Source organism: Lentzea sp. NPDC036955 (assembly GCF_055608005.1).
Genome location: NZ_JBVJRC010000007.1, coordinates 523,030 through 540,516, shown reverse-complemented (window position 1 = coordinate 540,516; position 17,487 = coordinate 523,030). Strand labels below are relative to the sequence as shown.

The 17,487-nt window shown below is 70.4% G+C and carries 16 protein-coding genes and 2 tRNA genes; 10 read left to right on the top strand and 8 right to left on the bottom strand.

The window, feature by feature from the left end:
* Nucleotides 1-26 precede the first annotated feature (26 nt).
* Complete coding sequence (locus ACZ7CF_RS26305; RefSeq protein WP_360391209.1) at nucleotides 27-686, top strand: response regulator transcription factor; 660 nt, start codon at nucleotides 27-29, stop codon at nucleotides 684-686.
* Here ACZ7CF_RS26305 and ACZ7CF_RS26300 read toward each other — a convergent pair.
* Nucleotides 676-1,932 carry an FAD-dependent oxidoreductase gene (locus tag ACZ7CF_RS26300; protein WP_458430574.1) on the bottom strand — a complete coding sequence of 419 codons (1,257 nt, stop codon included), beginning with the start codon at nucleotides 1,930-1,932 and terminating at the stop codon, nucleotides 676-678. The two genes, ACZ7CF_RS26305 and ACZ7CF_RS26300, sit on opposite strands and share 11 nt — an antisense overlap.
* Nucleotides 1,933-2,323: 391 nt before the next feature.
* Here ACZ7CF_RS26300 and ACZ7CF_RS26295 point away from each other — a divergent pair, with 391 nt between their 5' ends.
* From ACZ7CF_RS26295 to ACZ7CF_RS26285, 3 genes are all read left to right on the top strand, one after another.
* Nucleotides 2,324-3,061 carry an HAD family hydrolase gene (locus ACZ7CF_RS26295; protein WP_360391203.1) on the top strand — a complete coding sequence of 246 codons (738 nt, stop codon included), beginning with the start codon at nucleotides 2,324-2,326 and terminating at the stop codon, nucleotides 3,059-3,061.
* 148 nt (nucleotides 3,062-3,209) lie between these two features.
* A tRNA-Gln gene (locus tag ACZ7CF_RS26290) sits at nucleotides 3,210-3,281 on the top strand.
* A 132-nt stretch (nucleotides 3,282-3,413) separates the two neighbouring features.
* Nucleotides 3,414-3,486 (top strand) — tRNA-Glu (locus ACZ7CF_RS26285).
* Between the two features lie 296 nt (nucleotides 3,487-3,782).
* On the opposite strand, the gene ACZ7CF_RS26280 is transcribed toward ACZ7CF_RS26285, so the two are convergent.
* Nucleotides 3,783-4,484, bottom strand: coding sequence for an IclR family transcriptional regulator (locus tag ACZ7CF_RS26280; protein ID WP_053736944.1), 702 nt, complete (start codon nucleotides 4,482-4,484; stop codon nucleotides 3,783-3,785).
* 73 nt (nucleotides 4,485-4,557) lie between these two features.
* On the opposite strand from ACZ7CF_RS26280, the gene leuC reads away from it, so the two are divergent.
* From leuC to ACZ7CF_RS26265, 3 genes are all read left to right on the top strand, one after another.
* Nucleotides 4,558-5,964 carry a 3-isopropylmalate dehydratase large subunit gene (gene leuC, locus ACZ7CF_RS26275; RefSeq protein ID WP_360391200.1) on the top strand — a complete coding sequence of 469 codons (1,407 nt, stop codon included), beginning with the start codon at nucleotides 4,558-4,560 and terminating at the stop codon, nucleotides 5,962-5,964.
* Between the two features lie 2 nt (nucleotides 5,965-5,966).
* On the top strand, nucleotides 5,967-6,569 hold the full coding sequence (leuD, locus tag ACZ7CF_RS26270) for a 3-isopropylmalate dehydratase small subunit (RefSeq protein WP_360391197.1): 603 nt from the start codon (nucleotides 5,967-5,969) through the stop codon (nucleotides 6,567-6,569).
* A gap of 184 nt (nucleotides 6,570-6,753) precedes the next feature.
* A complete protein-coding gene (locus ACZ7CF_RS26265) occupies nucleotides 6,754-7,434 on the top strand; it encodes an HU family DNA-binding protein (RefSeq protein WP_360391194.1) in 681 nt (226 codons plus the stop codon).
* A 300-nt stretch (nucleotides 7,435-7,734) separates the two neighbouring features.
* Here ACZ7CF_RS26265 and ACZ7CF_RS26260 read toward each other — a convergent pair whose 3' ends face one another.
* The 6 genes from ACZ7CF_RS26260 to cofC all read right to left on the bottom strand — a co-directional run bounded on the left by ACZ7CF_RS26260 (nucleotide 7,735) and on the right by cofC (nucleotide 14,572).
* A complete protein-coding gene (locus ACZ7CF_RS26260) occupies nucleotides 7,735-8,652 on the bottom strand; it encodes an NUDIX hydrolase (RefSeq protein WP_360391512.1) in 918 nt (305 codons plus the stop codon).
* On the bottom strand, nucleotides 8,652-10,946 hold the full coding sequence (locus ACZ7CF_RS26255; RefSeq protein ID WP_360391191.1) for an RNA degradosome polyphosphate kinase: 2,295 nt from the start codon (nucleotides 10,944-10,946) through the stop codon (nucleotides 8,652-8,654). Before ACZ7CF_RS26255 ends, ACZ7CF_RS26260 begins: the two co-directional genes overlap by 1 nt.
* 59 nt (nucleotides 10,947-11,005) lie before the next feature.
* Nucleotides 11,006-11,185, bottom strand: a complete 180-nt coding sequence (locus ACZ7CF_RS26250) for a hypothetical protein (protein ID WP_470370809.1) — start codon at nucleotides 11,183-11,185, stop codon at nucleotides 11,006-11,008.
* Nucleotides 11,186-11,601: 416 nt separating this feature from the next.
* Nucleotides 11,602-12,762, bottom strand: coding sequence for an acyltransferase family protein (locus ACZ7CF_RS26245; RefSeq protein WP_470370808.1), 1,161 nt, complete (start codon nucleotides 12,760-12,762; stop codon nucleotides 11,602-11,604).
* 144 nt (nucleotides 12,763-12,906) lie between these two features.
* Entirely contained in the window at nucleotides 12,907-13,902 is a 996-nt protein-coding gene (locus tag ACZ7CF_RS26240; RefSeq protein WP_360391182.1) for a hypothetical protein, read from the bottom strand.
* Between the two features lie 46 nt (nucleotides 13,903-13,948).
* Nucleotides 13,949-14,572, bottom strand: a complete 624-nt coding sequence (cofC, locus tag ACZ7CF_RS26235) for a 2-phospho-L-lactate guanylyltransferase (protein ID WP_470370807.1) — start codon at nucleotides 14,570-14,572, stop codon at nucleotides 13,949-13,951.
* Nucleotides 14,573-14,643: 71 nt separating this feature from the next.
* Between cofC and ACZ7CF_RS26230 the strand changes: the two genes are divergently transcribed.
* The 3 genes from ACZ7CF_RS26230 to ACZ7CF_RS26220 are packed head-to-tail and all read left to right on the top strand — an operon-like array spanning nucleotide 14,644 to nucleotide 17,427.
* Complete coding sequence (locus ACZ7CF_RS26230) at nucleotides 14,644-15,351, top strand: lysophospholipid acyltransferase family protein (RefSeq protein ID WP_360391176.1); 708 nt, start codon at nucleotides 14,644-14,646, stop codon at nucleotides 15,349-15,351.
* A 1-nt stretch (nucleotide 15,352) separates the two neighbouring features.
* Nucleotides 15,353-16,363: an NAD(P)H-dependent glycerol-3-phosphate dehydrogenase gene (locus tag ACZ7CF_RS26225; protein WP_470370806.1), complete on the top strand. Its 1,011-nt coding sequence runs from the start codon at nucleotides 15,353-15,355 to the stop codon at nucleotides 16,361-16,363.
* Nucleotides 16,360-17,427 (top strand): cystathionine gamma-lyase, encoded by a 1,068-nt coding sequence (locus ACZ7CF_RS26220; protein ID WP_470370805.1) that lies wholly within the window; start codon nucleotides 16,360-16,362, stop codon nucleotides 17,425-17,427. The genes ACZ7CF_RS26225 and ACZ7CF_RS26220 overlap by 4 nt, the downstream gene beginning before the upstream one ends.
* The last annotated feature ends 60 nt before the right edge of the window (nucleotides 17,428-17,487 follow it).

The window sequence follows — 17,487 nt, the reverse complement described above, 5'->3', positions numbered from 1 at the left end:
GTACCCGCTAGTAACTTCCCGGTGTCATGACGGACCCCGCGTCCACCCGCGTGCTGCTCGTCGACGGTTCACAGCTCCTCACCGAGGGGCTGCGGATCTCGCTGCACCGCACGCACTCCTTCCGCGTTGTGGGCATCGCCCACACCGTGGCCGATGCCGCGCGCTGCCTGCGCGGCGTGCCGGTGGACCTGGTCGTCACGGACTTCGACGTGCCGGGCGCCGGACCGCTGCGCACCGTGCGGGACACGGCGCAGTACCGGCCGGACGCCCGCGTCGTCGTGCTGTCCAATGCGGACAGTCCGAGCTGGGCCCGCGCCGCGCTGGACGCCGGCGCGGTCGCCTACCTGCTGAAGACCTCACCCGTGGCCGAGCTGCTGCCGCTGATCGCGGCCGCGGTGCGGGGTGCGCCCGCCACGATCGACGCACGGGTGGGGTCCTTCGCCCGGTTGCCCGCGCGGATGCCGCCGCCCGCCTCGCTCGGCCGGCTGTCGGCGCGGGAGTTCGACGTGCTGGCCGAGATGGCGAAGGGCATGGACAACGCCCGCATCGCCCAGCGGCTCTTCATCAGCAACGACACCGTGAAGACGCACGTGAAGGCGATCCTGCGCAAGCTCGGCGCCCGCGACCGGGCCCACGCCGTGGCGATGGTGCTCGGGGAGAGCTCCGAGGCGTTCGTCACGACCTGACGATGGTCTGCGGTGCCCTGCGCGCGAAGTCCGGCGCGTGCTCCGGACGTGGGCCGATGGCCACCAGGTAGGCCGGCACGGCCTGCAGGAACGGGAACCGCCGAGCCACCCGGAGCATGAACGGCGTGCCGGTGCTCGACACCGTCTCGGTGCTGTTGAGCTTGCGCCCGAGGAACAGCCGGTGGACGGCCCGCTGCATCGTCTGGACGACCACGGTGGGGAAGAGCCTGCGGCTCCGCACCTTCGCGAGCACGGCACCCGTGACCCCGCCCTGCCGCAACGGCTTCGCGAGCAGCGCGGCAGCCGCGACCGCGTCCTGAACGGCGAGGTTGATGCCGACGCCACCGACCGGCGACATCGCGTGCGCGGCGTCACCGATGCACAGCAGACCGTCGACGTGCCAGCGCCGCAACCGGTCCAGCTTCACGTCCAGCAGCTTGACGTCGTCGAGGGTGGTCAGGTGCCCCACCCGGTCGGAGAGCCACGGCACGAGCGTGACGAGGCGGTCGCGGAACTTCTCCACGCCCTCCGCGCGCACCTGCTCGTCGGTGCCCTTGCGGATCAGGAACGCGCACTGGAAGTACTCACCGCGCGGGATCAGCACCAGGCCGCTGCCCGCGCTGAACCGGCCGGCACCGCCGCGGACCGGGTCGTCCTCGGTGCGCGGCAGCCGGAACCACCACACGTCCATCGGCGCGCCGAAGCGGTACACCGGCAGCTCCACGGCGTCGCGCAGGATCGAGCCGCGCCCGTCTGCCGCGACGACCAGGTCCGCAGCGATCTCGCCCTCGTGCCCGCCGGCCCGGTCCCGGTAGGTGACGCCGGTGACCCGGCCGCCGCTCCTGGTGATCCCGGTGACCTCGGTGCTCATCCGCAGGTGGAACCGCGGCTCCAGCCGGCCCGCGTCCGCGAGCAGGTCGAGGAAGTCCCACTGCGGCACCATCGCGATGTGCCGGTGGGCACCGGGAAGCCGGTTCAGGTCGGCGATCGTGGCCTTGCGGCCGCCGTCCAGCAGCACCTCGACCTCGTCGACCAGCTGGTGCGGCACCTGCTCGAAGGCAGGCCCCAGGCCCAGCTCGTCGAGCAGCGTCAGCGTCGACGCGTGCACGGTGTCACCGCGGAAGTCCCGCAGGAAGTCGGCGTGCTTCTCCAGCACCGTCACCTCGACGCCCCCGCGCGCCAGCAGCAACCCCAGCACCATTCCCGCGGGTCCGCCTCCGACGACGAGGCAGGTGGTCCTCTCCATGTCGATCCCCTCTTTTCAACCCTCGTTGAATAAATTCAGCATGCTCCTGATCGCCATGGCCGTCAAGCCGGTCGTGCTGTGGCGGGTGTCGCGCGGTCGCGCCGCAGCTCGACAGTCCTCTGTGGACTGTCTGGTACCCCAGGCCCCGAAACCGTTGCGGCTGGTGCGATCCAGTGCGACTGGAGCTAAGGTGTCGCGCCGCTGGAACAACCGCCTTCCGAGTGGTGCCAGGGGTAGTCGAACAACACTCGTCCGGGCGATTGCATTCGGCGGCCGGACGAGTCTCACTGGTTCGTTCGGGGCCTCAAGGTCGGCTGGATCGAGCAAGGACCCACGGGAATCACCTCGTTAGCCGAATCGGACGAGGGGCCCACGCACCTAACCTTCCTGGGTGACAACTGCGTCCCCGACTTTCACGCGTAAGAGAACCGGCGAGATCCGCGCTGTGTGCCTGGACGTCGACGACACACTTGTCGACTACAGCACCTCTTCGCGCGCCGCGTTGGCCTCGATGGTCGGTAACGCCGACGCTTGGTCGTTGTGGCAGCGGATCACCGACGACCACGTCTCCCGCCAGCTCGCCGGCGAGCTCCAGTACGAGCAGATGCGCAACATCCGCACCCAGGCCTTCTTCTCCGCCCTCGGCGAGGAGCTGTCGATCGAGGAGGCCACCCGCCGCGAGCTCGGACGCCAGGCGGTCCTCTCGGCGGGCTGGTGCCTGTTCCCGGACGTCATCCCCATGCTCGACTGGCTGCGGGCCACCGGCCTGCCGATCGCCGCGATCAGCAACGCCTCCGGACGCCACCAGCGCGTGAAGATCGCCCAGCTCGGCCTTTCGCCGTACTTCGACGCCGTGCTCATCGCCGGCGAGGTCGGCTGCGCCAAGCCCGACCGCGTGATCTTCCACACCGCGTGCCTCGCACTGGGCGTCCCGCCCGGCGACACCGTGCACGTCGGCGACCGGCTGCACGCCGACGCCATCGGCGCCAGGGACGCCGGGATGCACGGCGTCTGGATCAACCGCACCGGCCCCACCGGCGGCACCCTGCCCACGGGCCTGTCGTCCATCACGACGCTGGCGGAACTGCCGGAGCTGCTCGTCTGCGAGCTCTCCGCCGCCACCGCCTGAGCGCTCCCCGAGACCGGCTCCCACCTGGGCTTTTGCCGTTAGGTGGGGGCCGATTTCACTTCTGGCGGGGACGTGGTCTAGTATTTCTCCCGGCAGCAACGAGGGCCTTCGGAACTCAGCGAGAACCGAAGACGATCGTGAGAGCCAATGGGGTATGGTGTAATTGGCAGCACGACTGATTCTGGTTCAGTTAGTCTAGGTTCGAGTCCTGGTACCCCAGCTGCTGAGAAGAAAATCGAGAGTGGTAAGCTCTCGATCGAGAATCTCGGCAAAGCAAGAAAACGAACTGAATAGCCCGGATTTGGAACCGGCAGAGCGATCTGATAAGGTTCCTCCAGGCAAGAAGTTCTAGGGCCCCGTCGTCTAGCGGCCTAGGACGCCGCCCTCTCAAGGCGGTAGCGAGGGTTCGAATCCCTTCGGGGCTACAGAGGTGGGAGAGGCCTGTCAGCGGAAAGCGCTGACAGGCCTCTTTCGCTTTGTCCTCTGGGGGCCGAGCCCCCAGACCCCCAGCCGGCGGGCTTCGCCCCCGGACCCCCCGTTGGGGTTCCCGTCGAGGAATGTGCGGGCTTCGCTTCGCTCGCCCCTTGGGTGACAAACAACGAAGGCAGACAGGGCATCGCTTCGCTCGCCCCCGATTAATGGGAGCGGTGGCGGGTCTTATTAGTTTGGTGTGCAACAAAGCCCCCGCCTTGAGTAGCGGGGGCTTTGTGTGTGAGAGGGGTTACAGGCGGCTTTGGAGAGCTTCTGCGGCGGCCAGGAGGTCTGCTGCCCAGCGGGCGCCGGGGCGGCGGCCCATGCGGTCGATGGGGCCTGAGACGGAGACTGCGGCCACTACGGCGCCGGAGGAGTCTCTGACTGGAGCGGAGACTGAGGCGACGCCTGGTTCGCGTTCTGCGACGCTTTGCGCCCAGCCGCGGCGGCGGACCTCCAAGAGCGTGCGTTCGCCGTAGACGGCGTCCGCGAGGACCGCGCGCTGGGTGCCGGGATCCGACCAGGCCGCCAGGACCTTCGCGCCCGAACCCGCAGTCATCGGCAGGCGGGCACCGATCGGCACGGTGTCGCGGAGACCCGACGGCGGCTCCGCCGACGAGACGCAGACGCGCTGCATGCCGTCACGGCGGTACAGCTGCACGCTCTCACCGGTGATGTCACGCAGCCGCGGCAACACCGAGGACGCCGCGTCCAGGAGCGGGTCCGTCGCACCACCCGCCAACTCCGCCAGCGCCGCACCCGGACGCCAACGGCCGTCAGAGCCCCGGCGCAGCAGGCGGTGCACCTCCAGGCCCACGGCCAAGCGGTGCGCTGTTGCTCGCGGAAGGCCGGTGCGATTGCACAACTCAGCCAGGCCGCACGGATCTTTTGCCACGGCGTTCAACACGGCCACTGCCTTGTCCAGCACGCCGATCCCGCTATGCTGTCCCACAAGCCGATACTAACTTCCCAGACAGTGAGAAGTCCAGATCTGTCGGCACGTCCAGACTGTGGGAGATGTCGCGATGAGCCGCACGCTCGCGGAGAAGGTGTGGGAGGCACACGTTGTGCGCCACGGCAGTGGCGCGGAGCCGGACCTGCTCTACATCGACCTCCACCTGCTGCACGAAGTAACCAGCCCCCAGGCGTTCGACGGGCTGCGCCTCGCCGACAGGAAGCTGCGCAGGCCCGACCTCACGATCGCCACCGAGGACCACAACGTCCCGACCGTCGACATCGACAAGCCGATCGCGGACCCCGTGTCGCGCCTGCAGGTCGAGACGCTTCGCCGCAACTGCGCGGAGTTCGGCGTGCGGCTGCACCCGATGGGCGACCTGGAGCAGGGCATCGTGCACGTGGTCGGCCCGCAGCTCGGCCTCACGCAGCCCGGCATGACGGTCGTGTGCGGTGACAGCCACACGTCCACGCACGGCGCGTTCGGCGCGCTGGCGTTCGGCATCGGCACGTCCGAGGTCGAGCACGTGATGGCGACGCAGACGTTGCCCCTTCGTCCGTTCAAGACGATGGCGATCAACGTCGAGGGAGCGCTCAAGCCGGGCGTCACGGCGAAGGACGTCATCCTCGCCGTCATCGCGAAGATCGGTACCGGCGGCGGGCAGGGCTACGTCCTGGAGTACCGCGGCGCCGCCATCGAGGACCTGTCGATGGAAGCGCGCATGACGGTCTGCAACATGTCGATCGAGGCGGGCGCCCGCGCCGGCATGATCGCGCCGGACGACACGACCTTCGACTACCTGGAGGGCCGCCCGCACGCACCGTCCGGCGCGGACTGGGACAAGGCCGTCGAGTACTGGCGGACGCTGCGCACCGACGACGACGCCACCTTCGACGCCGAGGTGACGATCGACGCCGACGAGCTCACGCCGTTCGTGACGTGGGGGACCAACCCCGGTCAGGGCCTGCCGCTCGGCGCGAGCGTTCCCGACCCGGAGGCCATCGCCGACGAGAACGAGCGCGTGGCCGCCGAGAAGGCGCTGTCGTACATGGGCCTGGAGCCCGGCATGCCGCTGCGCGACATCCGGGTGGACACCGTCTTCCTCGGCTCGTGCACGAACGGGCGCATCGAGGACCTGCGGGCCGCCGCGGACGTCATCAAGGGCAAGCGCGTCGCCTCCGGGGTGCGGATGCTCGTCGTGCCCGGTTCGATGCGGGTGCGCAGGCAGGCCGAGGACGAGGGCCTGGACAAGGTGTTCCTGGACGCGGGCGCCGAGTGGCGGCAGGCCGGCTGCTCGATGTGCCTTGGCATGAACCCGGATCAGCTCGCCCCCGGCGAGCGCAGCGCCTCGACCTCCAACCGCAACTTCGAGGGCAGGCAGGGCAAGGGCGGCCGCACGCACCTCGTGTCCCCGCTCGTGGCGGCTGCGACGGCCGTGCGCGGCACCCTGTCGGCCCCCGCAGACCTGGAGAACTGACCATGGACGCCTTCACCACCCACACCGGCGTCGGTGTGCCGCTGCGCAGGTCCAACGTGGACACCGACCAGATCATCCCGGCCGTCTACCTCAAGCGCGTGACCCGCAGCGGGTTCGAGGACGGCCTCTTCGCCGCCTGGCGCGGTGACGAGCACTTCATCCTCAACCAGGAGCCGTTCCGGGCCGGCAGCGTGCTCGTGGCCGGCCCCGACTTCGGCACCGGCTCCTCCCGCGAGCACGCCGTCTGGGCGTTGATGGACTACGGCTTCCGGGTGGTCGTCTCGTCCCGGTTCGCCGACATCTTCCGGGGCAACGCGGGCAAGCAGGGCCTCGTCGCCGCCCAGTGCTCCCAGTCCGATGTCGAGCTGCTGTGGAAGCTGCTCGAGTCGGAACCCGGCACCCCGGTCACCGTCGACCTCACCGACAAGACCGTCCGCGCCAAGGACTTGGTGGCGCCCTTCGAGATCGACGACTACACCCGCTGGCGGCTTCTGGAAGGCCTCGACGACATCGCTTTGACACTGCGCCACGAGGCCGAGATCAGCGATTTCGAGGGCAATCGCCAGACTTGGTTGCCCACAACGGATCCGCTTCCGGCGGTCTGAGAGGGGGCCGGATTCTCCCCTTGAGAGGGGCGAATCCGGCGCCCGGAGTCCCTCGAAGGGGCGCAATTAGCCACGCCACAACGAAAATTTTGGCGTGGCGATTGGTATTTCCCGCGATTTGGGCCTACCGTTGCGTTCTAGTCGGCCCGAGCTAGGGCCGTGAGCGTCCTGGGAGGGACTGAAGGTGAACAAGGCCCAGCTCATCGAGGCGCTCGCCGAGCGCCTCGGAGACAAGAAGACTGCCGGTGCTGCTGTTGACGGTCTCGTCGATGTGATCGTGCGAAGCGTCAACAAGGGCGAGAAGGTCAACATCACGGGCTTCGGCGTCTTCGAGAAGCGTGCCCGCGCGGCTCGCACTGCGCGCAACCCGCGCACCGGCGAGACCGTGAAGGTCAAGAAGACCAACGTGCCCGCGTTCCGGCCCGGCTCGACGTTCAAGGACGTCATCAGCGGTGCGAAGAAGCTGCCGAAGGCCGTTGCGGCCAAGGCCGCCGCGAAGCCCGCCGCCGCCGCTGCCACCGCGAAGCCCGCGGCCACCAAGGCTCCGGCGACCAAGGCCGCGACGACCCGCGCGACCACGACGCGCACGCGCACGGCCGCGGCCGCCACCAAGGCGCCCGCGACCCGTCGCACCACCACCACGGCCGCCGCGGCGAAGACCACGGCTGCCAAGGCGCCCGCGAAGGCGCCCGCCACCAAGGCCGCCGCCGCCACGAAGACGACGGCTGCGAAGACGACGGCTGCCAAGGCCACCCCGGCCAAGAAGGCCCCCGCCGCCAAGACGACGGCCGCGGCGAAGCCCGCTGCCAAGACGACGGCCGCGGCCAAGCCGGCTGCTCGCAAGACGGCTGCCAAGAAGAAGTGAGACGGGCCTCCCGGAGAGGAGGCTGCGTCACTTCAGCATCATGCGAAAGGCCCCGGTGTGCGCACACCGGGGCCTTCGTGTTCGCCGGTGCGGGCCGGAACCGGCGCTGAGTTCGCAGGCGTGAGCTCGCGGCGCGGATGGCGCCGCCAATCTCCATTCCGCCAATACAAATAACGCTCGGCCCTTCCGAACGCACCCCCGCACAAGCGAAACCGCCGCCTTCCCGGCCCACTCAGTTGCCGGAGGCGAACTTTCGTCGGGCGAGAAGACGGCGGCGGTGCGAGCGCGGCCGGAACGGTCTCAGGGACGGGGCAGCGGCGAGGCCAGGTAATGCGCCGACACCAGCGTTGGCCAGCGCGAAGGCGCGTCCGAAGTGGACCAGGAGCCGAACGGGCGGGTGAAGGCGAGCACCCAGGTGCTGCCCTTCTTGCACGGGACCTCCGGCAGCCGCAGACCCCCGAGCTCGGCCAGCGTCTGCACCAGGGACGGGATCACCCCGCCCTGCGACGACACCACGGCCCTGCCTTCGTCAGCCGCGACCTCCAGCAGCCGCACCAGCCCCGCCTCCGGGTCGGGCCAGTAGCCCTCCTCGGACAGCCGCGGCTCCTCGACCACCTCCACGTCCAGGTCCGCGGCCACACCCCGCACGGTGTCCGCACAGCGCACCCGAGGGGCCGTGTGCACGCGCGTGGGCGCCCACAGGGGCAGCAGCGCTCGCAACGCCTTGGCCTGCCGCCACCCGGCGTCGGAGAGCGGCCTGAGGTCGTCGTCGCCCTCCCACTCGGACCGCTTGCCGGCCTTCGCGTGCCGCACCAGCAGCACCAGCAGCAGGTCCGCGGGCAGCCGCGCGAACTCGGCCAGCACCAGCCGGTCCGGTTCGTAGGTCAGCAGCGCGGTGGCCTCGGCGACCGGCAGCCAGCGCAGCTCGTCGACCTCGTCGTTGACCGCGAAGGACCCCGACACGGCCTCGGCCGCGTAGTAGTCGACCGTCTTCGGCACGCCCTTGACGTCGTAGGAGACCTGCTTCAGGTGCCGGCCGAGCACGCACGCGTACCCGGTCTCCTCGGCGATCTCCCGCACGGCGCACTGCGGGATGGTCTCCCCGTCGTCGAGCTTCCCCTTGGGCAACGACCAGTCGTCATAACGCGTGCGGTGGACCAGCGCGACCTCGACGTCCCCGTCGGCGTCGCGCCAGAGCACCGCACCGGCAGCTCTGATCACCCAAGGGCTCCGTGCTCGTGCAGCAGTTCCATTTGGTGGTCGCGCACGGACGTGCCGTCCGAGGGCGATGGTTCCCATTCTCCGTCGGCGCGCAGCACCCAGCAGCGGGTGTGCGGGTCCAATGCCGAGACGAAGATGTTCGAAAGCTGGTTCGTGAGCCGCGGATCGGTCACGCGAACGGCGACCTCGACGCGCCGGTCGAGATTCCGGTGCATCATGTCCGCGCTGCCGATCCAGAACTCGTCGCAGCCGACGAACTGGAAGATGCGCGAGTGCTCCAGGAACCGGCCGAGGATCGACCGCACGTTGATGTTCTCGGACAACCCCTTGATGCCGGGTTTGAGGCCGCAGATCCCGCGCACCACCACGTCGACCGGCACACCGGCCTGCGACGCGCGGTACAGGGCGTCGATGACCTGCTCGTCCACGAGCGAGTTCACCTTGATGCGCACACCGGACGGACGGCCCGCCTGCGCGTGCTCGATCTCCAGGTTGATGCGCTCCACGATGCCCTTGCGCACGCCGTAGGGCGCGACCAGCAGCGAGCGGTACTCGTCCTGGCGCGCGTACCCGGTCAGCACGTTGAACAGGTCCGTGAGGTCCGCGCCGATCGTCGGCTCCGCGGTGAGGATGCCGACGTCCTCGTACAGCCGCGCCGTCTTCGGGTTGTAGTTGCCGGTGCCGATGTGGCAGTAGCGGCGGATCGTCGAGCCCTCCTGGCGCACCACCAGCGAGGTCTTGCAGTGCGTCTTCAGGCCCACCAGGCCGTACACCACGTGCACGCCCGCCTTCTCCAGCGTGCGGGCCCACTTGATGTTCGCCTGCTCGTCGAAGCGCGCCTTGATCTCCACCAGCGCCACGACCTGCTTGCCCGCCTCGGCCGCGTCGATCAGCGCGTCCACGATGGGCGAGTCGCCGGAGGTGCGGTACAGCGTCTGCTTGATGGCGAGCACGTACGGGTCGGCCGCCGCCTGCTCGATGAAGCGCTGCACGGACGTGGAGAACGAGTCGTACGGGTGGTGCACGAGGACGTCGCCCTCGCGCAGCGTCGCGAACACGCTCTTCGGCGTCTCCCGCTCACCGAACGCCGGGTGCGTCGCCGGCACGAACGCCGGGTCCTTCAACGTCTTGCGGTCGATGCCGTAGAGCTGCCACAGGCACGACAGGTCGAGCAGCCCCGGCACGGTCACGACGTCGTGCGGGTCGACCTCCATCTCCCGCAGCAGCAGTTCGAGCATGTGCTCGGTCATGTCGTCGGCCACCTCGAGGCGCACCGGCGGGCCGAAGCGGCGCCGCGCGAGCTCGCGTTCCAGCGCCTGCAACAGGTCCTCGTCGCGGTCCTCCTCGACCTCCAGGTCCGCGTTGCGGGTCACCCGGAAGGCGTGGCACTCGATGACCTGCATGCCGGCGAACAGCTCGCCCAGGTGCGCGGCGATCAGCTCCTCCAGCGGCAGGAACGTCGCCGACGACGAGGACCGGTCCGACTCGACCCGCACCAGGCGCGGCACGTTGTCCGGCACCTTCACGCGTGCGAAGCGCTCGCCGCCGCCCTGCGGGTCGCGCACGGTCACGGCGAGGTTCAGCGACAGCCCCGAGATGTACGGGAACGGGTGAGCGGGGTCGACGGCCAGCGGCGTGAGCACCGGGAAGACCTGTTCGCTGAAGTAGTTCGAGAGCCGCAGCCGGTCGTAGTCCGTGAGGTCGCCCCACGTCACGATGCTGATCCGGTGCTCCTCCAGACCGGGCCTGATGTGGTCGAGGAACGCGCGGGCGTGCTGCTCCACCAGTTCCTGCGAGCGCTTGGAGATGGCCACGAGCTGCTCGAGCGGCGTGAGCCCGTCCGCGCTGCGCACCGTGAGACCGGTCTCCGCCCGCCGCTTCAGCCCGGCGACCCTGACCATGTAGAACTCGTCGAGGTTCGAGGCGAAGATGGCGAGGAACTTCGCCCGTTCCAGCAGCGGCTGCGAGGAGTCCTCCGCCAGCGCGAGCACCCGCGAGTTGAAGTCCAACCAGGACAGTTCCCGGTTGAGGTAGCGGTCGTCGGGCAGGTCGGTCGGCAGCGCGCTCGACGTCACGGCGGGCGGTGCGGAGGGAACACCCCGCACCGGCGTCGCCACCGGCTGCGCGGGCTGGGTCTTGCGCCGCGGTGGGTTGGACGCCCGCCTCGTGGCCGCGCGCGGCTGCTTGCGCGTGGTCGCCTCGGGCGGGGTCTCCGCCGCCTTGCTCCGCGTGGCTCGACGCCGGGGAGGTGTCGGCTTGCCGTCAGTGTTCTCCGTGCTCACGCCCCGCATTGTTCCGCACTATCGGCGTGCGCGCCCCCGCCGAGAACGTCCGACCGGTGAACTCCTCGTCACAGAACAGGCGGCCGGACGGCCGTCACGACGCCGTCGGCATCGCGTTCGAGCGTCACCCGCTGACCAGGGCGCAGCATCCGCCAGCCACCCGCCGCGACCGCTTCCGCGCTCACGTCGAGCAGAACGCCGTCGTCCCGCAGGACCACCGCGGAACCATCACCGTCAAACGTGGACACCGTCGCCTGCACGGAGCAGAACGATAGACGTCCGGACCCGACCGGCCGAACCGGTGCGCCGCCGGGCCGGCGTGGAGACCGGCCTCACGACGTCCGACGTCACCGAACCGGACCAGCCGGAACGCCTGTTGATGTTGAGTTGGTGGTACTTGCAGATGCCGGCAGAGCCAGGGGGGAACTTGGGGCGTCGAAGGCACAACATCGTGTCTGCTGTGGACCCGGCCGGACTCGGGGTGCTGCCCACCGGCACGTCCGCGTGCATCAACGGGTGCTCGTTCCTGTGGACGGCGGGGTTGGGCAGGTCGGACGCCAAGACCGGCCCGCGAGCACCCGCCGGGTTCGCCGCCCTGCGGGGCACGAGCCGGATCGGCCGGGGAGAGCGACCGGGAACCCGTGCCGCTCGCCCCGAACCCGTTCTACGGCTGAGCCTGCCCGATGGTCGCCAACCGCGCCGACTCCGGCGACTGCGGAGCGGGGGCCTGCGGAGCGCCCTGCTGAGGCACGTCCGCCTCCTGGACGCGCCGGCGGGCGATCACCCGGCGGCCGAGGTTGATCATCGGGATCTCGACCGCGCGGTACAGGACGCTCGCCAGCGCCAGCCCCAGCGCGGTGACCGCCACGGCCTGCCCGGTGCCGGACAGCTCGGGCCAGAAGAACCAGATGACCGTCGCCGCGACCGTCTGCACGAGGTAGAGCGAGTACGACCGCTCACCCACGAACTGCATGGGCCGGGTGGACAGCAGGGTCGTGACCGGTCCCGGCGAGACCAGCGCGGCGAGCAGGACCGCGGTCGCCACCGCGTAGACGGGGATGACCAGGACGTGACCGGGGATACCCGCCAGCCCGTCGAGGAACGCGGCCATCGGCTTCACGGCCAGGTGCACGCCGGCGAATCCGATCGGGACGACGAGCTGCGCCGCGCGGTTCGTCAGCGGCCGCAGCACCGCGAAGCCGAGCGGGCTGTGCAGCGCGACGGCCAGCAGCACGCCGGTGAGGATCGAGAAGTAGTGCAGCGGCCAGCCGGGGTTGCCGTGGCCCACCGTGAAGTTGACCGCGACGAGCGCGAGCAGCATGCCCAGCAGCGCGGCACCGGCGCGGCGGCGCAGCACGACGGTGCCCAGCGCGATCGCCACCAACGGCCAGACCAGGTAGAACTTCTGCTCGATGCCCAACGACCACGACTGGCCGTACGGGCTGTTGTCGGCGAACTCGTTGGTGAACGTGAGGAAGTACTTGAGCGACGGGCCGATCCCGTTGCTCGTGAACGTGCCGTAGAGCGCCGAGCTGACCGCGGCGACCGCCAGCACCACCAGGTACACCGGCATGATCCGGAAGGCCCGGCGCAGGTAGAACTCCTTGAGCGAGATCCGGCCGGTCCTGCGTTCCTCGCGCAGCATCAGCGTGGTGATGAGGAAACCGCTGAGGACGAAGAACATCTGGACACCGGCCCAGCCCTGCAACCAGTCGGGGCCGCCGTAGTGGAAGAACACGACGAGCACGGCGGCGATGGCGCGCAGGCCGTCGAGAGCGGGAAAGCGGCGCAACGCCAGGTAGTCGGCGTGCGTCAACGAAGACAACTCAGAACACCTCGGGAACGCGTCGGGGAACACGACGTCGGGGGCACGTCGCCAGGGGGTTACTTCGGGGGATACGGATGTAAAGGTGCTGAGGGTTCCCGTTGCGTTGCTCGGAGTAACTGATTCGTGGCGTTCGTCACGGTGTCAGCAGGCTGGCAGTGCGGACAGCGCCGACAGGGGAGCGGCGGCCGCCACGTCGCGGCCGCGCCGGGTGAGCGCGCCGCCGTGGACCTCCAGCCAGTAGTCGTCCTCGGTCGTGTGCACGGTGGTGCCGCTGCGGACGTCCGTGACGTACGAGGACTCCGAACGCCACGACACGAAGTCGCCGCTGACGCGCGGGAGCACGATGCCCTCCGTCTTCGGCACCGCCTCGATCTCGGCGATCCTGCGCGGCCGTGGCCAGTCCGCCCGCCAGGCGAACAGCTCGTCCTCCTGCGCCCACGCGAGGGTCCGGCCGTCCGAGGCCACGTCACCGCGGGGTGCCGCCGTCGCCAGCGGCTCCGGGACCACCGCCTCGCCGCGGTCGGTCCGCACCGCGCGGAACCTCCCGTCCTGCGTCCAGACGAGCATGTCGCCGAAGAACGCCGGCGACTTGCCCTTGCCCACGACGGTGTCCTTCTTCTTCGCGAGGTCGTGCAGGTGGACCTCGCCGGCGTCCGACCACGCGGCCTTGCCGTTGTGCAGCACGGGAGCGCTGCGGCCCGCGAGCTCGACGGGTGCGCCGTCCCTCTGGGAGTCCCAGGCGTAGATCGTGAGGTCGCGGCTCTCCTGGCCGGGCGCGGTCGCGAACGTGACCCAGCGGCCGTCGAACTCGACGTCCGAGATCTGCGCGTCGTCCTGCGCCGCCATGACCTGCTGGCGCTTGCTCCGGTCGCGCAGCACGAGCTCGGTGGTGCGGTTGCGCTTGGTCTTCACCAGCGTCGTGCCCGCGGTGCCGTCAGCGGCGACGACGCTCACGTGTTCGTGCGAACCCACCTCGGTCCCGTTGCGGGACAGCTGGTCCTTCCAGTCCGCGGGCAGCTCCGCGCGGCACGACAGCAGCTTGCTCGGTGCGGTGTACCCGTCCGGCCGGTCCAGGTGCAGTGCCGTGGCGCAGCCGGCGACGGCGGTGAGCACCGCCAGTCCGATCAGAGTTCGCATTGGTCCCCAAGGTCGTGGATCACCTCCGAGGACGCGTGTGAGCCGCTCAGGTTGTCCAGGCGGGCAAGGCGTTCGCGGTGTGCCGGCCCAGCCCGAGGGTCCGCGCCAGCCGCAGGTCCTCCTCCGTGTCCACGTCGCAGCGCAGCGACGGCCACGGTCCGGCCAGCGCGACCGCGCCGGACCGCTCGTGCAGCCCGGCGGAGCCGGCGCCGAAGCGCGGGTCGAGCTCACCACCGGGTGCGGCGAGCAGCAGCGTCGTGCCGGTGCCCTGGCGGTCGGGGACGAACGCGCGCCTGCCGTCGGCGGCGACCAGCGCCGCCTGCAGCTCGCCGGACCGCAACGCGGGCAGGTCGGCCTGCAGCGCCCCGATCCGGTGCGACCGCAGCGACCGGGCGCCGTGCAGCAGCGCCTCGTTGAGACCGGGCTCGGGCGGCTCCGGCAGCGCCGCGACGCCGAGCGCGGCCATCTCCGCGGCCACCGCCGGGTCGGATGTGACGGTGACCACGCGCCGGACACCGGGGGTGGCCAGAGCGGCGCTCACGGTGTCGAGGGCGAGCGCCAGCGCCAGCGCCGCGTGCGACACCGGATCGCCGCCGGTGGCACTGCTCAGCCTGGTCTTGGCCCTGTCCAGCGTCTTGACCGGAACCACGAGGTCGACTTCATCCCGCACCTCGTCATAGTCCACGATCTGGCGACTAATGTGCGCATGGGCGCAGATCTACGCAGGTGAGGAGAGGCCACGTGGCCAAACGGGAGAAGGGCGGCTTCTGGGTCGGTGTCGCCGCGGCGATCGTCTACCCGATGTCGTTCGTGCTGGGCAGGCACCGGATCCTGCACAAGGACCGCATCCCGCGCCAAGGTGCGGCCCTGCTCGTGATGAACCACATCTCGCACCTCGACCCGTGCTACGACGCCGTGTTCGTGCACCGCAGCTACCGGGTGCCGCACTTCCTCGCCAAGCACAGCCTGTGGAACGTGCCGGTCATGGGCTCGATCCTCAAGGGCGCGAAGCAGATCCCGGTCTACCGCGGCACCTCCGACGCCCAGCAGAGCCTGCGGGCGGCGCACGAGGCGCTGGAGAACGGCCAGGTGGTGGTGATCTACCCGGAGGGCACGATCACCAGGGACCCCGACGGCTGGCCCGCGAACTCGCGCACCGGCGTGGCACGGCTGGCGCTGCAGCACGACGGCCCGGTCATCCCGGTCGCCCGCTGGGGCACCCTCGACCTCTACAACCACTACCAGCGCAAGTTCCGGCCGTTCCCGCGCAAGACGATCACCCACCTCGTCGGTGAGCCGGTCGACCTGTCCGCCTACCGCGGCAAGGAGGAGACGCTGCCGTTGCTGCGGGAGGTCACCGACCTGCTGATGGGCAGCGTCAAGGACCGCCTCGCCGAGATCCGCCAGGAGCAGGCGCCGGCGGGCTTCTACGGACCGAGGAAGGCCTGACATGGCAATCGAACGTGTCGCGGTGCTCGGCGCCGGTTCGTGGGGCACGACCTTCGCGAAGGTCGTCGCCGACTCCGGTCCCGAGGTCGTGCTGTGGGCGCGCCGGCAGCAGGTGGCCGACGAGATCACCGAGACCCGCGTGAACTCCGGGTACCTGCCGGGCATCTCGCTGCCCGCGAACCTGGCGGCGACCGCGGACCCGGCCAAGGCGCTCGACGGTGCCGACGCGGTGGTGCTGGCCACGCCGTCGCAGACGCTGCGAGTGAACCTGTCGGCGTGGAAGGAGCTGCTGCCGCCGGACGCGACGCTCGTGTCGCTGTCCAAGGGCGTGGAGCTGGGCACGCTCAAGCGGATGAGCGAGGTGATCAGCGAGGTCGCCGGTGCCGACCCCGCGCAGGTCGCCGTCGTGTCCGGACCGAACCTGGCCAAGGAGATCGCCGTCGGGCAGCCGACCGCGACCGTCATCGCGTGCACCGACCACGACCGCGCGGTCGACCTGCAGCACGCGTGCTCGAACTCGTACTTCCGCCCGTACACCAACACCGACGTGATCGGCTGCGAGCTCGGCGGGGCGTGCAAGAACGTCATCGCGCTGGCGTGCGGCATGGCGGCGGGCCTGGGCTACGGCAACAACACGATGGCGTCGATCATCACCCGCGGGCTCGCCGAGACCGCGCGGCTCGGTGCGGCGCTGGGTGCGGACCCGCTGACCTTCGCCGGGCTGGCCGGGCTGGGCGACCTGGTGGCGACCTGCGCGTCGCCGTTGTCGCGCAACCGGACCTTCGGCGAGCGGCTGGGCAAGGGCGAGACGCTGGAGCAGGCCCAGGAGGCCGCGCACGGCCAGGTCGCCGAGGGCGTGAAGTCGTGCTCGTCGATCCGCGAGCTGGCCCGCGCCAACGGCGTCGACATGCCGATCACCGAAGGCGTGCACATGGTGTGCCACGACGGGCTGAGCGCGCGTGACCTCGGTGCCGCGCTGCTGGGACGAGACAGGAAGCACGAGCGCCAGTGAACGAGACCTTCGGTGACGGCACGCGCGTCGTGCACGCGGTGCAGGGTTCCCCCGGCGAACCGTTCGGCGCGCAGCCGGTGTTCGCGTCGGCGTACCACCTCGGTGGCGACGACTTCTACGGTCGCGTCAGCAACCCGACCTGGCGGGCGCTGGAGAACGCGCTCGGGTCGCTGGAGGGCGGGGAGTGCGTCATCTTCCCGTCCGGCATGGCCGCGATCATGACGTTGCTGCGCACCGTGCTGTCCGCGGGGGACACGCTGGCGGTGCCGTCGGACGGCTACTTCCTCACCAGGCGCGTGGTGTCCGAAATGGACGTCAACGTCGTCGAGGTGCCCACGGCCGGGCCATACCCGTCGTTCGAGGGCGTCACGCTCGTGCTGCTGGAGACGCCGTCGAACCCCGGTCTCGACGTGTGCGACATCGCGGAGCTGGCCGCCGCGGCGCACGCGGCGGGCGCGCTGCTGGCCGTGGACAACACGACGGCGACCCCGCTGGGGCAGCGGCCGCTGGAGCTGGGCGCGGACGTCGTGGTGGCGTCGGACTCCAAGGCGGTGTCCGGGCACAGCGACGTCCTCTTCGGACACGTGACGCTCGCCTCCGCCGAGCTGGCCGAGAGGGTGCGGACCGCGCGGACGTCGAACGGTGCCATCCCCGGACCGTTCGAGACGTGGCTCGCGCTGCGCGGCCTGGCGACGCTCGACCTGCGGCTCGCGCGGCAGGCGGAGAACGCGGCGGCGCTCCACGAACTGCTGAAGGGCCGGGTCGGGGGACTGCGGTGGCCGGGTGCGCCGGAGGACCCCGCGCACCCGGTGGCGGCGCGGCAGATGCGGCGGTTCAACGGCGTGCTCACGTTCGAGCTGGAGTCGGCGGAGGCGGTGGACGAGTTCCTGTCACGCCTTCGGGTGGTGTCGGCGGCGACGTCGTTCGGCGGCCTGCACTCCACGGCCGACCGGCGCGCCCAGTTCGGCGACCCCGTTTCCCCAGGTCTCGTGCGTTTCTCGGCCGGCTGTGAGGACACGCGGGACCTGGTCGCGGACGTGTCCCACGCGCTGGGACTGGATTGACGGGGGGTCCCGGCTCCGGGACCCTCTCCCACATGTCCTCCCGCGTTCTGTGTTGTACCT

What these genes read in the sequence shown, in the direction of transcription:
- ACZ7CF_RS26305 (WP_360391209.1), top strand. Translation starts at nt 27, where the DNA reads ATGACGGACCCCGCGTCCACCCGCGTGCTGCTCGTCGACGGTTCACAG.
- ACZ7CF_RS26300 (WP_458430574.1), bottom strand. Translation starts at nt 1,932, where the DNA reads ATGGAGAGGACCACCTGCCTCGTCGTCGGAGGCGGACCCGCGGGAATG.
- leuC (WP_360391200.1), top strand. Translation starts at nt 4,558, where the DNA reads ATGAGCCGCACGCTCGCGGAGAAGGTGTGGGAGGCACACGTTGTGCGC.
- leuD (WP_360391197.1), top strand. Translation starts at nt 5,967, where the DNA reads ATGGACGCCTTCACCACCCACACCGGCGTCGGTGTGCCGCTGCGCAGG.
- ACZ7CF_RS26255 (WP_360391191.1), bottom strand. Translation starts at nt 10,946, where the DNA reads ATGCGGGGCGTGAGCACGGAGAACACTGACGGCAAGCCGACACCTCCC.
- ACZ7CF_RS26240 (WP_360391182.1), bottom strand. Translation starts at nt 13,902, where the DNA reads ATGCGAACTCTGATCGGACTGGCGGTGCTCACCGCCGTCGCCGGCTGC.
- ACZ7CF_RS26225 (WP_470370806.1), top strand. Translation starts at nt 15,353, where the DNA reads ATGGCAATCGAACGTGTCGCGGTGCTCGGCGCCGGTTCGTGGGGCACG.